We start from the raw sequence: 15,266 nt of genomic DNA, 5'->3' as shown, positions 1-15,266 counted from the left end.
GATGACCGACTGCGTCGAGAACCGGCTCCTCACGTCCCGTCGTGGTCTGCTGCTCGGCGGTGCCTCGTTTGCAGCCTGGGCCTACCTGCCGAAATTCGCCCGCGCGGCCGACGGGCGCGATCCGCGGTTGGTCGTGGTGATCTTGCGCGGCGCGCTGGACGGGCTCTCGACCGTCGCGCCGATCGGCGACCCCGATTATGCCGGCCTGCACGGATCGATTGCGCTTGCGGCCGATGGTGCGCATCCCGCGATCATGCTGGACTCGTTCTTCGGCCTGCATCCGGCGATGCCGGAATTCGCGCGCATGTATCGCGACAAGCACGCGGCGGTGATCCATGCGGTCGCGACGCCCTATCGCGACCGCTCGCATTTCGATGGCCAGGACGTGCTCGAAAGCGGCTATGCCGGCCCGGGTCGCGTGCAGTCCGGCTGGCTCAATCGCGCGCTCGAAGCGCTGCCGCGCGGCGAGCGCGTATCGAGCGGGCTTGCGGTCGGCCCCACCACGCCGCTGGTGCTGCGCGGCAACGCGCCGACCGTCGGCTGGGCGCCGGTCGCGCTGCCGCAGGCCGATGACGACACCGCGATGCGCCTCGTCGAGCTCTACCGTCACCGCGATGCCGCCTTGGCCTCCGCGTTGTCGCAAGGCCTCCAGCTCGACAAGGCGGCGAGCGGCGACGACATGAAGGCGACGCGCGGCAACGCCGTCGCGCAGATGCGCCAGGTCGCGCGCGGCGCGGCAAAGCTGATGGCGGCCGATGACGGCCCGCGCATTGCCGCGCTCGCTTTCGACGGTTGGGACACGCATGCCAATGAAGGCGGTCCCGTGGGGCGTCTCGCCTTCCTGCTCGGCGGCCTCGACGGCGCGCTCGCCGAGTTCGAAAGCGGCCTCCGGAATCGCTGGCGCGACACCGTCGTGGTCGTCGCCACCGAGTTCGGCCGCACCGCGCGCATCAACGGCACCGAGGGCACCGATCACGGCACCGGCACGATCGCCTTGCTCGCCGGCGGCGCGGTGAAAGGCGGCCGCGTCATTTCGGACTGGCCAGGCCTCAAGCTCGCAAGCCTGTATGAGGGCCGCGACCTCAAGCCGACGACGGATCTGCGCTCGGTGATCAAAGGCGTGCTGCAGGACCAGTTCGGCCTCTCGGACCGTGTGCTCGCGGAAACGGTGTTTCCCGACAGCGCAAGCGCGCGGCCGATGAAGGGGCTGTTAGCTTAACCTCTCCCCGCTCTTTGCGGGGAGAGGTCGGATCGCGCAGCGATCCGGGTGAGGGGCAGAGCACTCTACTGCCACGAACAAAATCCTTCCGACTCGCAAGACGGTTGCGATTGCGCGCACCGTATCTACAATCCACACCGAACTCGCGGAGACAGCCCCTCACCCCACCCTCTCCCCGTAAGAACGGGGCGAGGGAGTGAGAGGGCGGTGCGTCCATCACGGGCGGAGGCAGTGCAATGCGTGGCCACAACGAAAAATCCATCCGACTCGCTCGACGCTTGCGCGCCGATCAGACAGATGTCGAGACGGTTCTCTGGAATCGCATTCGCAATCGGAGGATCGATGGGCACAAATTCGTCAGGCAAGAGCCAATCATCGGCTACATCTGCGATTTCGTATGTCGCGAGAAGCGGATCGTCATAGAGGTCGATGGCGGGCAGCACAATGAGTCCGCAGCGGATGCAATTCGAGACGAGCGCTTGATCAAGAAGGGCTACAAGGTGCTTCGCTTCTGGAACAACGATGTCCTTGGGAATATCGAAGGTGTTCTCACCGTGATTCAGACCGAGCTCGCGGCAGCGGGAGACGGGACCTAACCTCTCCCCGCCCTTCTGCGGGGAGAGGTCGGATCACATCGCAGATGTGATCCGGGTGAGGGGCCTGGCACACTGTTTCCGAGAGGGCAGTCCATCCGATTCCCACATTCACCGTGCGTGCATCGCGCACATCGCCTACAATCGAAACCGAACTCGCGGAGGCAGCCCCTCACCCCACCCTCTCCCCGTAAGAACGGGGAGAGGGAGCGAGAGAGCATCGCATCCCTGACGATCGCGCCTAGAGGAGACACCACCCCATGTACATCGCCATGAACCGCTTCCGCGTCGCCAAGGGCTCCGAGGCTGCCTTCGAGCAGGTCTGGCTCACGCGCGACACCCATCTCGACAAGGTGCCGGGCTTCGTCGAATTTCACCTGCTGCGCGGGCCGGAAGCCGAGGACCACACGCTGTACGCTTCGCACACCGTATGGGCAAATTTTGCGGCGTTCGAGGCCTGGACCAAGTCGGAGGCGTTTCGCGCGGCGCACCATAAGGCGGGCGACAACAAGCCGCTTTATCTCGGCCATCCCCAGTTCGAAGGTTTCGAGGTGATGCAGACGGTGGGACGCGGCGCGAAATAGCGCCGCGCCGCAAAGGTCGGTCGTCGCAAAATCAATCCAGCGTGATCCTGTCGATCTCCGCCGTCTCCTCCGCGCTGAGCTTCCAGGCGATCGCCTTGACGTTCTCCTCGATCTGCTCGACGCGGGTCGCGCCCGCGATCACGCTCGAGACCTGCGGGCGCGCAGCGAGCCAGGAGAAGGCGAGCTCCAGCATCGAACGGCCGCGTGCCTTGGCGAAGGCGGCGAGCTTCTCGACGATGTCCTCGTTGCGCGGTGTGACGTAGCGATCGCGCAGCCGCGGCACCTTGCCGAAACGGGTGTCCGCAGGCGCGGCCTCGCCCTTCCGGTATTTGCCGGTCAACAGGCCGCTCGCGAGCGGGAAGAACGGCAACAGGCCGAGCTTGTATTCCGTCGCGGCCGGCAGCAGGTCCTTCTCGATGTCGCGCACCAGCAGGGAATATTCGTCCTGACAGGAGACGAAGCGGCTGACATTCATCGCACGCGCGACGTATTCGGCTTCCGCGATCCGCCAGGCCGGAAAGTTCGAGTTGCCGATGTAGCGGACCTTGCCTTGGCGCACGAGATCGTCGAGCGCGCGCAGGCTCTCCTCGATCGGCGTCAGCGGGTCGTAATCGTGCTGCTGATAGAGGTCGATGTAATCGGTCTTCAGCCTTTTCAGGCTCGCCTCCACGGCCTCCATGATGTAGCGGCGCGAGGCGCCCTGCTTGGTGCCGTCCTCGGTCATTGGCTTGGCGTATTTCGTCGCCAGCACGATGTCCTTGCGGCGATCGCCGAGCACGGTGCCGAGCACGGTCTCCGAGCCGCCCATGTTCGAATAGATGTCGGCGGTGTCGAATAGCGTGATGCCGAGGTCGAGCGCGCGATGGATCACCTTGCGCGAGGTCTCGAGGTCGGTGCGTTGGCCGAAATTGTTGCAGCCGAGCCCGACCGCGGACACGCGAAGGCCGGAGGCGCCGAGATTGCGAATTTCCATGAAAGATCCTGTCGGAGATGAGCGGCGGATATTCTGACCACCACGCGCCGCAGCAGCAAGCGGGCGGCCGCGCTGCTGCCATGCCGGCAGCGCGGACAAAAAAATGCGGCCCCTGTCAGACGCGGCGACTGACGGGGACCGCTTGGGGCGCATGATCGGTGACGGGGGCCTGACCAGACGCAGGGGCAGCCTAGTCTTGCTATGTTACGCGCGGGTGACAGGCGGAGTTATCCACAGGCCCCCGGGGCTCAGAAGATCTTGCGATAGACGATGAAGCCGGAGCGCTCGGCGACCTTGTCGTACAGGCGCTGCGCCGTGAGATTGGTCTCGTGCGTCTGCCAGTAGACACGCGGCGATCCCGCCAGCTTCGCGCGCTCGTAGACGCCATGGATTAGCGCCGAGCCGACGCCCTTGCCGCGCGCGGCCTCGGACGTGAACAGGTCCTGCAAATAGCAGGACGGCTCGATCGCGGTGGTGCTGCGATGGAACAGATAATGCGTCAGGCCGAGCAGGCGGCCGTTGTCCTCGGCGACCAGCCCATGCATCGGCTCATAGGCATCAAAGAAGCGCTGCCACGTCATCCGCGTGATCTCGGGCGCGAGCGCGGTCGGACCGGAGCGGCCGTAAAAGGCGTTGTAGCCGTCCCACAGCGGCAGCCATTGATCGTAGTCCTGCCTGGTGACGGCGCGAATGATGAGCGACATGTGAATTTCCGCGATCTCGGGGGTGCGCGACGAAGGGATGTCCTTCATACGTGATGATCGTATTGCCGATCAATCGCACACTCGCCTCACTCCGCAGCGCGCAAGTACCGGATCAGCTTGCGGCCGGTCGGATCGCGCAGCGAGCGGTAGTAGTCGGCACGCGCCGGCGCATCGGTGTGGCGCACGAGGTCGGTGACCGGGGTGTAGCTCAGCATGCGCCCGCCGTCGGGCAGCGCGGCGCAGACGAAGCGCAGCACCTCGCCATTGCGCAATTTGATGTTGATCGGCGTCGCATCGCCGATCCGCACCATCTCCATGCGCTGTGCGATGAAGGTGCCGAGCTCGTCCTCGGGCAGCTCGAACGCGCCGGTGTCGCGGCCGTGATACATCAGCGCGATGAAGGGCGGCTTGGCGTCGGCGATCTCGTCCGGCACCGCAAAATAATCGCGGAACGCGCGGTTGATGAATTCGGCCCGGGTCTCGGCATCGAGCAGCACGATGCCGATATCGACCTTGTCGAGCGCGGCCGACAGCCGCGCGGCAATAGCGTGGCTGCGGCGCTCGGCGGCGAAGCTGCCGAGCAGCCGCTCGCGCATCAGCCCGGTGATGCCGGCGGTGCCGAAAGCCGTGACGGCCAGGAGGCCGAGCGGCACCAGATCGGCGGCACCATGGCCGGAAACGCCGTGGCGATGGAGGAAGAACAGTGCCGCGCCGATCACCGCGACAATCGCGGTCGTCACGGCGGAGGCGAGTCCTGCGAGCGCGCCGGCGAGGGCCACGATGCCGACGAACAGCGGGGCGGGCGAGGGCGCGGGGACGAGGCGATCGAGCAGCAGCGCCGGCAGCAGGGTCGCTGCCGTCAGCGCCGGACCGGAGATCGCACGCCATCCGAACCGCATGGACCTGTCTCGCTCCTCCCGAACGAGGTAAGGCCGCAACACTGGCTGATTGTTGCGTGACCGCGCCGCGATTTCATGCGGCGTGCTTAAGATGCGCTTGTGCGCAAGCGTAAGGCTTTCGGAAGATTTTAGACCATCTGCGCGTGCTTGACGCGCTGCTGCAGCGTCGGCGCGTTCAGCGTCGACGTGCCTGCGCCCTTGCGCGTGCCGACGATGATCAGCAGCGAGGCCGCGACCAGGATGGCCGCAGTCAGGGTGATTGCAACGACTACCACAGGTGATTTCATCGACGTCCTGTCGCGATGCCGGTCAGCGCGGGCCGCACGGCGCCCTGAAGGCTGGTCCAGGATGAAACGGGAATCAGACCGGCAGGCCCATCGCCATGGTCGCCTTGGTCGACAGCACCGTGAGGGTGACGATCAGGCACAGCGAGAGCGCGGCGACGGCGAGAGAGGCCGCGACCGCATGGGTGAGCCGGGAAGACGCGACGGTAGCGGATGGGCTCTGAAAGCCCGCCGTGCCGGACGCCCGCATCATGGTCTAAATCCTTCAACACGCGAGCGAATCACCCGCGACTTTCCAGAATTTCCCAGTTTCAACCGGCAATATTGCGGCGGCGCCCGCGCCGAAAGTGGCGGGATTGCGGCAAAGACGGCCGTTATGCCCGCTATTCGCCGGAGCGGGACGCCGTCAGGCGCTCGCGGCGATGCTGGCGGGGTCGTCGATGTCGGCCGGGCGCCAGTCCATCGTCACGAAGCCGGGCGTGGCTTCGACGCGTTTCAGCCAGTCCCGGATCGCCGGGAAGGCCTGGAGGTCGAAGTCGCAGCGTTCGGCGAGGTGGGTGTAGCCGTACAACGCGATGTCCGCGACCGTGAGCTGGCGCGCGGCGAAATAGGGGGTGGTCTTGAGGTGGTTCTCCATCACCTGGAGCGCGCCGTAGCCGCGCTCCATCCAGTCCTCCAGCGAATGGGTCTGCAGGTCGCGACCACCCTTGACCAGCGACAGCCAGAAATAGGCCGCGCCGATATTCGGCTCGAGCGCGTGCTGCTCGAAGAACATCCATTGCAGCGCCTCGGCGCGGTCGATGCGGTTCTCCGGCGCGAGCGGCGTGCCGACGGCAACGTACCAGAGGATGGCATTGGACTCGGCGAGATAGCGGTCCTCGCCGACCTCGAGCAGCGGCACCTGGCCCGACGGGTTCTTGGACAGGAAATCCGGCGTGCGGCTCTCGCCGCGCAGAATGTCCACCTCCACCGCTTCGTAAGGCAGGTTAAGCAGCGCCAGCGCAAGGCGGACCTTGTAGCTGTTGCCCGAGCGTTGCATCGAATAGAGCTTGTACATTCTGGCGTTCGAATCCGAGGACGAGAAGACGCGGCGCTCGTTGCCCCGCGAGGCGGTTAAACAATGATGCCGATGCGAATCCGCCGCAAGAGCCGGCCGATAGAAAAACTCGAAAACCCTACCGCATTGCGATGCCTGGGAAGATCATTTCCGCGACGATGCAATTTAGTTCACGCTTGCGTCAACGCGGAGCGGGGCGCGTCGGATAGTCGTCAAGTCGGGGGACGATCGCGCACGCTCCCGCGTCGTCATGCCCGGGCTTGTCCCGGGCATCCACGTTCTTCGTGCTGCGCGGCCAGACGTGGATGGCCGGGGACAAGCCAGGACAAGCCCGGCCATGACGGAGAAGAACCTGACTCGCAACACGCAAAATTGCTCCGAGGACACGCTTTGCCGGATATGAGCAATTCCGGAGGGCAAAGTTGCGCAAAATTGCGGGAAATCGCGGCTTGAACCGCTCCAAATCGTAAACTTTTCCGGGATCGGGCCGAAGTTTCTTGCGGCGCAGCGGTACACGTTTTAGGGTGGCCCATTCCCACAATCAGAGTCGTGAGGCGAAGGGCTTCACGACGCTCGCCAGGAGATGATGATGTCCTTCCTTGCCGCTGCGCTCGACCGTGTGAAGCCGTCCGCGACCATCGCGGTCACGGATAAAGCACGTGCGCTGAAAGCGGCGGGCCGCAACGTCATCGGCCTCGGAGCCGGCGAGCCCGACTTCGACACGCCCGCCAACATCAAGCTGGCGGCGATCCGCGCCATCGAGGCCGGCAAGACCAAGTACACCGCGGTCGACGGCATCCCCGAGCTGAAGGAAGCCATCATCGCGAAGTTTCAGCGCGAGAACGGCGTCGCCTACAAGCCGAACCAGATCATCGTCGGCACCGGCGGCAAGCAGGTGCTCTACAACGCGTTGATGGCGACCATCAATCCGGGCGACGAGGTGATCATTCCCGCGCCCTATTGGGTCAGCTATCCCGAGATGGTTGCGCTCGCGGGCGGTGAGCCGGTGCCGGTGGTCTGCACCGCCGCGACCGGCTTCAAGCTCCAGGCCGAGGCGCTCGAGCGCGCGATCACGCCGAAGACCAAATGGGTCATCCTGTGCTCGCCGTCGAACCCGACCGGAGCTGCCTACACGCGCTCGGAACTGAAAGCGCTCACTGACGTGCTGATGAAGCATCCCCACGTCTGGGTGATGACCGACGACATGTACGAGCATCTCGTCTATGACGACTTCCAGTTCACCACCGTCGCGCAGGTCGAGCCCGGTCTCTACGACCGCACGCTCACGGTGAACGGCGTCTCCAAGGCCTATTGCATGACCGGCTGGCGTATCGGCTATGCCGGCGGCCCGGCGCAGCTCATCAAGGCGATGTCGACGATCCAGTCGCAATCGACCTCGAACCCGTCGTCGATCGCGCAATGGGCTGCGGTGGAAGCGCTGAACGGGCCGCAGGACTTTATCCCCGCCAACAACAAGGTGTTCAAGGAGCGCCGTGACCTCGTCGTCTCCATGCTCAATCAGGCCAAGGGCATCGAGTGTCCGCGCCCCGAGGGCGCCTTCTATGTCTACCCGTCCTGCGCCGGCACGATCGGCAAGACCGCGCCGTCGGGCAAGGTGATCGACAATGACGAGACGTTCGTCACCGAGCTCCTGGAGACCGAAGGCGTCGCCGTGGTGCAAGGGTCGGCCTTCGGCCTTGGACCGGCGTTCCGCATCTCTTACGCGACCAAGACCTCGGACCTCGAAGACGCCTGCAAGCGCATCCAGCGCTTCTGTGGTAATCTTCGGTAAGACTGTCGCGGCATGCGATGTCCTCTTCCCGCTCTTGTGGGATGGGATTTCTCTCCGCGAGTCTGGAATCGTAGGGTGGGCAAAGGCGCACTCGCGCCGTGCCCACCATCTCTCTCGATCGCAAAGATGCGTGGGCACGCTTCGCTTTGCCCACCCTACGAAATCTGCGAAATGGCCCGCCGCCGGCGGGCCTTTTATTGTTTGCACGTTCATCCCCGTGCATGATCTGGCACGGCCGCGGCTCTTGTGGCATAGACGCGCAACACGGGTGGGGCGCTCTCTCTGCTCGCATCACATCATCGCCGGAGATATTCATGCGCCGTTCGTTCCTCTTCGCCGGACTCACCGCTGCCGGCCTCATTGCTTCCGTCGTGAGCACTGGTGCGCAGCAGCGGATGGCGCGGGTCGGCGTGCTCGAATGCCGCGGTGGCGCCAGCGTCGGCTTCATCGTGGGGTCGGTGACCCATCTCGGCTGCGTGCTGCGCGCCGACGGCTTGCCTGACGATCGCTACGTCGCGACCATCCGCAAGGTCGGTCTCGACATCGGCATCACCCAGGAGACGGCTTTGGCCTGGGGCGTGTTCGCACCGGTCGACCGGCTCGGCCCCGGCGACCTCGCCGGCAATTACGCCGGCGCGCAGGGCAGCGCCTCGATCGGCGTCGGCCTCGGCGGCAACGTGCTGGTCGGCGGCTCCAACAATTCGATCGCGCGCTCCAGCCGCTCAGCGTGCAGGGCCAGGTCGGCCTCAATATCGCTGCGGGCCTCGAGAGCCTGGAACTCCGTCCGGGCCGGTAACACTTTTGCGTGTGATCGCGCCGCGCGAAGCGGCGCGATTTTACGGACGACGCACCGCAGCGACGTTTGTTGCTTGCCAAATCTCGGGGAGGGGCAGAGCATCGGCGTTTGCCGACCCAATCACGGGCCGAGCTCCACAAGAAGGAGGCGGCGAATGGGACAAGACGTCAGAAGTCCCCGAGGTCCACGGTGCATCGCGCTGGTGGGCCCTTTCCAAAGCGGTAAAACCACACTTCTGGAAGCAATATTGGCGCGAACGGGCGCAATCCCGCGCGCCGGCAGCGTGGACGCCGGAACGTCCGTCGGCGATGCCACGCCGGAGGCCCGTCATCACAAGATGACCGTCGGCCTCACTGCCGCCACCACGAGTTTCATGGGCGACAGCTACACCTTCCTCGATTGTCCCGGTTCCGTCGAGTTTGCCCACGACATGCGCGCCGCGTTGCCTGCGGTCGACGCCGCAATCGTGGTCTGCGAGGCCGACGAGAAGAAGCTGCCGCAGCTTCAGATCATCCTGCGCGAGCTGGAACAGCTGAAGATCCCGCGTTTCCTGTTCCTCAACAAGATCGACCGCGCCAGCGAGCGCATCCGCGAAACCCTCGCGATGCTGCAGCCCGCCTCGCGCGTGCCGCTGGTGCTGCGCCAGATCCCGATCTGGAAGGGCGAGCTGATCGAGGGCTTCGTCGATCTCGCGCTGGAGCGCGCCTTCATCTATCGCGAGCACAAGGCCTCCGAGGTGATCGCGCTCGAAGGCGGCGATCTCGATCGCGAGAAGGAAGCCCGCTTCTCGATGCTGGAGAAGCTCGCCGATCACGACGATGCTTTGATGGAGCAGCTGCTCGAGGACATCCAGCCGCCGCGCGATGCCGTCTTCGACGATCTCGCCCGCGAATTGCGGGAGGGGCTGATTTGCCCGGTGCTGCTTGGCGCCGCCGCGCGCGAGAACGGCGTGTTGCGCCTGATGAAGGCGTTGCGTCACGAGGCGCCCGGTGTTGCGGAGACCGCCAAACGTCTCGGCGTTCCCGAGACCAAGGACGCGCTCGGCTACGTCTTCAAGACGCTGCACTCGCAGCACGGCGGAAAGCTGTCGCTGACGCGGCTGCTCGCCGGCCATCTCGACGACGGCGCCACGCTGCAATCCTCCTCCGGCGGCGCAGGGCGCATCTCCGGCATCCTCGCCGTCAACGGCGCCTACGACACCAAGCGTGCCTCAGCCGAAGCCGGCGACACCGTGGCGCTCGCCAAGCTCGATCCGGTCAAGACCGGTGACACGGTTTCGAACGGCAAGACGGCGCCCGCGGCATTGATCACGATCGAGCCGACGCCGCCGGTGCTCGCGATCTCGGTCGCGGCCACCGACCGCAAGGACGACGTCAAGCTCGGCCAGGCGCTGACGCGCCTGCATGAGGAGGATCCCTCGCTCATGATCGTGCAGAACGCCCAGACCCACGACACCGTGCTGTGGGGCCAGGGCGAGATGCACCTGCGCGTCGCCAGCGAGCGCTTGCGCGACCGTTTCGGCGTCAAGATCGCTTCGCATCCGCCTGCGATCGGCTATCAGGAGACCATCCGCAAGCCGATCACCCAGCGCGGCCGTCACAAGAAGCAGTCCGGCGGCCACGGCCAGTTCGGCGATGTCGTGCTCGACATCAAGCCGCTGCCGCGCGGCGACGGCTTCAAGTTCGCCGAGAAGGTGGTGGGCGGCGCGGTGCCGCGCAATTACATCCCGGCGGTGGAGGAGGGCGTCGTCGATGGCTTGACGCGCGGCCCGCTCGGCTTCCCCGTCACCGACGTGCAGGTGACGCTGACCGACGGCTCCTATCACAGCGTCGATAGCTCCGATCTCGCCTTCCGCACGGCGGCGCGGGTCGGGCTCAACGAAGGCCTGCCGCAATGCCAGCCGGTGCTGCTGGAGCCGATCCACATGGTCGAGATCGTCTGCCCGACCGACGCCACCGCCAAGATCAACGCGATCCTGTCGGCGCGGCGCGGCCAGATTCTCGGCTTCGACACCCGCGATGGCTGGACCGGCTGGGACTGCGTCCGCGCCATGATGCCGGAAGCGGAGATCGGCGAGCTGATCGTGGAGCTGCGCTCGGCCACCGCCGGCGCCGGCAGCTTCACGCGCCAGTTCGACCACATGGCCGAAGTCACCGGCCGCGCCGCCGACCAGATCATCGCCGCACATCAGCACGCGGCGTGATCGGGTAGGCGATCTCGTGCCCCGGACGCAGCGCAGCGCTCCTTCAGCGGTGCGCTGCAGAGCCGGGGCCTATGTATCAGCGGGCGTGCTTGGAATTTCTGGGTCCCGGCTCTGCGCAGCAACGCCAAGAGCGTTGCAGCGCGTCCGGGACACGAGATTCTCGTATGCCACTGCACCACACTCCGTCATTGCGAGCGTAGCGAAGCAATCCAGCGTCTTTCCGCGGAGGGATTCTGGATTGCTTCGCTTCGCTCGCAATGACGGAGGAGGCGCTTGCACTAGCCTCATTATGACGTATTTTACATCATTGTATATGTACAGAATATCACATATAAGCTCTGATACGTGAGGCCAAGGTGATCACCTCGTTCCAGATGCGGGCAGCCCGCGCGTTGCTCGGCATCGACCAGAAAACCCTGGCCGAGCTCGCCGGCGTGTCGCTGCCGACCATCCAGCGGATGGAGGCTTCGACCGGCAATGTTCGTGGCGTGGTCGAGACCCTGATCAAGGTGGTCGAGGCGTTCGACCGGGCCGGCGTCGAGCTGATCGGCGAGCAGGCCCGAAGCGACAGCGGCGGACGTGGCGTTCGCTTGAAGGAGCCGGGGCCGCCGCGCCGCGTCGGAGCATGATCGCGCGTTGATCGTGCCCGGCATCAAGTTGGGCTAGCGCATCGTCGCACCTTGGGACGCACGATGCTTCGGAGCATCGTGGGGCCAGCGGAGCACTTTGCTGACATGAGCATCACAGGCGATCAGGCAGGCCGGCTGCACCAGCTGCGTCAGCCGACCTTTGCCGAATTGTATCTGCCGAAGCTCGTCACCGTCTTTCGTGAAGGCTACGGCCTCGCCGATTTCCGCGCCGACGTCTTCGCCGGCCTGACGGTTGCGATCGTCGCGCTGCCGCTGTCGATGGCGATCGCGATCGCCTCGGGCGTGACGCCGGACCGCGGCCTCTACACCGCCGTCGCCGGCGGCTTCATCGCCTCCATGCTCGGCGGCAGCCGGTTCCAGATCGGCGGCCCGGCCGGTGCGTTCATCGTTCTGGTCGCGGCGACCGCGGAGCGCCACGGCGTCGACGGAGTCATCCTCGCCACCATGATGGCGGGCCTGTTCCTGATCGGCGCGGGGCTGCTCAGGGTCGGCACCTACATCAAGTTCATTCCCTATCCCGTCACGGTCGGCTTCACCGCCGGCATCGCCGTCATCATCCTTGCGAGCCAGCTCCGCGATCTCTTCGGCATCACGCTCGCGGGGAAAGAGCCCAGCGAGTTCGTGCCGAAGCTCGCCGCGCTCGCCGGCGGCCTCAGCACGATCAATCCATCCGCAGTGCTGGTCGCGATCGTCAGCATCGCCATCATCGCGTCCTTGCGAATCTGGCGTCCCTCCTGGCCCGGCATCCTGATCGCGGTCGTCTTCGCCGCATTCGTTTGTGCAATATTCGCGCTGCCGGTGGAAACGATCGGCTCGCGCTTCGGCGGCATCCCGCGCGAATTGCCCTCCCCAGTGCTGCCCGCGTTCTCGCTGGAGAAGGCTCGGGCCGTGCTGCCGGATGCGATCGCGTTCGCATTGCTCGCCGCAATCGAATCGCTGCTGTCGGCGGTGGTGGCCGACGGCATGACCGGGCGCCGTCACCGCTCCAATTGCGAGCTGGTGGCGCAAGGCGCGGCCAATATCGGCTCGGCGCTGTTCGGCGGCATCTGCGTCACCGGGCTGATCGCGCGCACGGCGACCAACATCCGCGCCGGCGCGCGCGGGCCGCTCGCGGGCATGCTGCATTCGGTGTTCCTGCTGCTGTTCATGCTGATCGCGGCCCCGCTCGCGAGCTACATTCCGCTGGCCGCGCTCGCCGCGGTGCTGGTCGTGGTGGCCTGGACCATGGCGGAGAAGCACGAATTCGCCACGCTCGTGCGCTCGTCATGGGGCGATGCCGTGGTGCTGCTCGCGACCTTCCTGCTCACGATCTTCCGCGATCTCACCGAGGGCATCCTGGTCGGCTTCGCGCTGGGTGCGGTGCTGTTCATCCATCGCATGGCGGAGATGACGGGCATCGAGGAGCGCTCGCCGCTGGTTGCGGATGATCGTCCCGACGACGGCAACGGCGACCGCGTGCGTTACGATCCCGCGCTTGCGGTCGACCGCGACGTGCTGGTCTATCGCATCACCGGCGCGTTCTTCTTCGGCGCGGCCTCGGCGATCGGCGGCGTGCTCGACGGCATCGCCGACCGGCGCAAGGCCTTCGTAGTCGACTTCGCCGCGGTGCCGTTCCTGGATTCGACCGCGGCCAACGTGCTCGGCCGCGTTGCCGCCAAGGCGCACCGCCAGGGCATCCGGCTGTTCATCACGGGGGCCTCGCCCGCGGTCCGGCGCGCGCTGCTCACCCATGGCGTCACGCCGCCGCGGGCGCGCTACCGCACGAGCCTCGAGCGGGCCATCGCCGACATCAAGGGCCGGGCCGCCGACGAGTCCGCTGCGAGCTGACCGCGCGCTTGACAGAGCGGGCGCGACGCGAAATGGATCGCCTCGGAAACGACCCGAGGGAAAGATGACCGCGTCCAGGATCCCCGCAGCCTGTCTGATCGGATGGCCGGCCGCGCATTCGCGCTCGCCGCTGATCCACCGTCACTGGCTGCGCACGCTCGGCATTGAGGGCGGCTATGTCATCGAGGCGGTGCCGCCGGAGGATCTGCGCGATTTCGTGCTGCGGCTGTCGCTGCGCGGCTTCGTCGGTGCCAACGTCACCATCCCGCACAAGGAAGCCGTGCTGGCGCTGTCGACCCCCGACGCGCGCGCCCGGGCCGTCGGCGCTGCGAACACGCTGTGGTTCGCCGAGGGCGAGCTGCGCTCGACCAACACCGATGTCGAAGGCTTCATTAACAATCTCGACGCCAGCGCGCCCGGCTGGGACATGGCGGAAGAGGCGCTGGTGCTGGGCGCCGGCGGCGCCGCGCGTGCGGTCGTGTTCGGCCTGCTCGAACGCGGCATCAGCTGCGTTCATGTCGCCAATCGCACCCTTGCACGAGCCGGGACGCTGGCAAGGCAGTTCGGACCAAATGTGCATCCGCTGCCGTGGGATGCGATCGGGGACGTGCTGCCGGGCGCAAGACTTCTCGTGAACACGACCTCGCTCGGCATGCATGGCCAGCCTTCGCTCGATATCGACGTCGCGCGCCTGCCGCAAGACGCCGTCGTCGCCGACCTCGTCTATGTTCCCCTGGTGACGCCGCTGCTCGCCGCGGCCATGGCGTGCGGCCTGAAGACCGCCGACGGGCTCGGCATGCTGCTGCATCAGGCGGTGCGCGGTTTCGAGCTGTGGTTCGGGCGGCGGCCCGAGGTCACGGCCGAGCTGCGCGCGTTAATCGAGGCCGATCTCACGAAGTCTTGAGAGAATAGTGCGGGGTCTTTCGGAGTTCTCTCTTCCTGGGGACAATCGGAGACCGTCATGTCTGTTCAACGTGCAACTTTCACACGTCCGCTGATCGCCGTCGCGATGGTGGCCGTCTCGACCTATTGCGCCTTCGCCCAGAAGGCGCCGGTGCCGACGCGCGTGCGCGGCACCATCGAAAGCGTCAATGGCGACACCATGCAGGTCAAGTCGCGCAGCGGTGAAGAGGTCAAGCTTCGCCTCGCCTCCGACGTGAACGTGTCGGGCGTTACCAAGATCTCGCTCGCCGACATCAAGCCGGGCTCGTTCATCGGCGCGACCACCGTGCCGGGGCCGGACGGCAGCCAGAACGCCGTCGAGGTGCACGTGTTTCCGGAAGCCATGCGCGGCACCGGCGAAGGCTCGCGGCCCTGGGACCTCAAGCCCAATTCCAGCATGACCAATGCGACGGTGGCCGAGAGCGTCGTCGGCAATGACGGTCACACGCTGCTGGTCAAGTACAAGGACGGCGAGAAGAAGGTGTTCGTCGCCGACGACACGCCGGTCGTGACCTTCGTGCCCGGCGACAAATCCGAGCTGAAGGCCGGCGCCAAGGTGATCGCCTTCATGAAGCAATTGCCGGACGGCTCCTTCGAGACCAGCCGTGTCAGCGTCGGCCGCGACGGCCTGACGCCGCCGATGTGAATGATCGAGCGTTGAATTCGTAGGGTGGGTTAGGCGGAGCCGTAACCCACCATGCTTCCGCATATGGCGATCTAAGGTGGTGGGTTAGGCGCAGCGA

General features: G+C 66.0%; 15 protein-coding genes and 1 pseudogene. 10 read left to right on the top strand and 6 right to left on the bottom strand.

Annotated elements, in window-relative coordinates; translation table 11 throughout:
• Position 1 precedes the first annotated feature (1 nt).
• The 3 genes from AB7M16_RS13865 (at position 2) to AB7M16_RS13855 (ending at position 2,396) form a co-directional block, all read left to right on the top strand.
• Positions 2 to 1,219 carry a DUF1501 domain-containing protein gene (locus tag AB7M16_RS13865; RefSeq protein WP_453944222.1) on the top strand — a complete coding sequence of 406 codons (1,218 nt, stop codon included), beginning with the start codon at positions 2 to 4 and terminating at the stop codon, positions 1,217 to 1,219.
• Between the two features lie 236 nt (positions 1,220 to 1,455).
• Complete coding sequence (locus AB7M16_RS13860; RefSeq protein WP_260380962.1) at positions 1,456 to 1,815, top strand: endonuclease domain-containing protein; 360 nt, start codon at positions 1,456 to 1,458, stop codon at positions 1,813 to 1,815.
• Between the two features lie 257 nt (positions 1,816 to 2,072).
• Positions 2,073 to 2,396, top strand: a complete 324-nt coding sequence (locus AB7M16_RS13855) for an antibiotic biosynthesis monooxygenase family protein (RefSeq protein ID WP_453944221.1) — start codon at positions 2,073 to 2,075, stop codon at positions 2,394 to 2,396.
• Positions 2,397 to 2,427: 31 nt separating this feature from the next.
• Here AB7M16_RS13855 and AB7M16_RS13850 read toward each other — a convergent pair whose 3' ends face one another.
• The 6 genes from AB7M16_RS13850 to AB7M16_RS13825 form a co-directional block, all read right to left on the bottom strand.
• The gene (locus tag AB7M16_RS13850) at positions 2,428 to 3,369 is read right to left on the bottom strand and encodes an aldo/keto reductase (RefSeq protein WP_453944220.1); all 942 of its coding nucleotides are present in this window, start codon (positions 3,367 to 3,369) and stop codon (positions 2,428 to 2,430) included.
• Positions 3,370 to 3,617: 248 nt separating this feature from the next.
• Entirely contained in the window at positions 3,618 to 4,073 is a 456-nt protein-coding gene (locus tag AB7M16_RS13845; RefSeq protein WP_260380959.1) for a GNAT family N-acetyltransferase, read from the bottom strand.
• Positions 4,074 to 4,159: 86 nt separating this feature from the next.
• Positions 4,160 to 4,972 (bottom strand): PAS-domain containing protein, encoded by an 813-nt coding sequence (locus tag AB7M16_RS13840; protein ID WP_453944219.1) that lies wholly within the window; start codon positions 4,970 to 4,972, stop codon positions 4,160 to 4,162.
• A gap of 128 nt (positions 4,973 to 5,100) precedes the next feature.
• Positions 5,101 to 5,259 (bottom strand): hypothetical protein, encoded by a 159-nt coding sequence (locus tag AB7M16_RS13835; RefSeq protein WP_212259390.1) that lies wholly within the window; start codon positions 5,257 to 5,259, stop codon positions 5,101 to 5,103.
• 73 nt (positions 5,260 to 5,332) lie between these two features.
• Positions 5,333 to 5,509, bottom strand: a complete 177-nt coding sequence (locus AB7M16_RS13830; protein WP_162832045.1) for a hypothetical protein — start codon at positions 5,507 to 5,509, stop codon at positions 5,333 to 5,335.
• A 153-nt stretch (positions 5,510 to 5,662) separates the two neighbouring features.
• On the bottom strand, positions 5,663 to 6,313 hold the full coding sequence (locus tag AB7M16_RS13825) for a glutathione S-transferase family protein (RefSeq protein WP_172788723.1): 651 nt from the start codon (positions 6,311 to 6,313) through the stop codon (positions 5,663 to 5,665).
• A 589-nt stretch (positions 6,314 to 6,902) separates the two neighbouring features.
• On the opposite strand from AB7M16_RS13825, the gene AB7M16_RS13820 reads away from it, so the two are divergent.
• The 7 genes and pseudogenes from AB7M16_RS13820 to AB7M16_RS13790 all read left to right on the top strand — a co-directional run bounded on the left by AB7M16_RS13820 (position 6,903) and on the right by AB7M16_RS13790 (position 15,169).
• Entirely contained in the window at positions 6,903 to 8,105 is a 1,203-nt protein-coding gene (locus AB7M16_RS13820; protein ID WP_172788722.1) for a pyridoxal phosphate-dependent aminotransferase, read from the top strand.
• A 314-nt stretch (positions 8,106 to 8,419) separates the two neighbouring features.
• Positions 8,420 to 8,901 (top strand): annotated as a pseudogene (locus AB7M16_RS13815) (DUF992 domain-containing protein).
• A gap of 154 nt (positions 8,902 to 9,055) precedes the next feature.
• Positions 9,056 to 11,104 (top strand): elongation factor G, encoded by a 2,049-nt coding sequence (locus tag AB7M16_RS13810; RefSeq protein WP_453944218.1) that lies wholly within the window; start codon positions 9,056 to 9,058, stop codon positions 11,102 to 11,104.
• A 356-nt stretch (positions 11,105 to 11,460) separates the two neighbouring features.
• Positions 11,461 to 11,733 carry a helix-turn-helix domain-containing protein gene (locus tag AB7M16_RS13805; RefSeq protein ID WP_008566993.1) on the top strand — a complete coding sequence of 91 codons (273 nt, stop codon included), beginning with the start codon at positions 11,461 to 11,463 and terminating at the stop codon, positions 11,731 to 11,733.
• 105 nt (positions 11,734 to 11,838) lie between these two features.
• Complete coding sequence (locus AB7M16_RS13800) at positions 11,839 to 13,581, top strand: SulP family inorganic anion transporter (RefSeq protein WP_453944217.1); 1,743 nt, start codon at positions 11,839 to 11,841, stop codon at positions 13,579 to 13,581.
• 64 nt (positions 13,582 to 13,645) lie between these two features.
• Entirely contained in the window at positions 13,646 to 14,485 is an 840-nt protein-coding gene (locus AB7M16_RS13795) for a shikimate dehydrogenase (protein WP_453944216.1), read from the top strand.
• 57 nt (positions 14,486 to 14,542) lie between these two features.
• Entirely contained in the window at positions 14,543 to 15,169 is a 627-nt protein-coding gene (locus AB7M16_RS13790) for a hypothetical protein (RefSeq protein ID WP_212259394.1), read from the top strand.
• Positions 15,170 to 15,266: the final 97 nt, after the last annotated feature.

The sequence above is a fragment of the Bradyrhizobium sp. USDA 372 genome, assembly GCF_053629095.1.
Note: the sequence above shows the minus strand (reverse complement) of the source record. Positions and strands in the feature narration are given on the sequence as shown.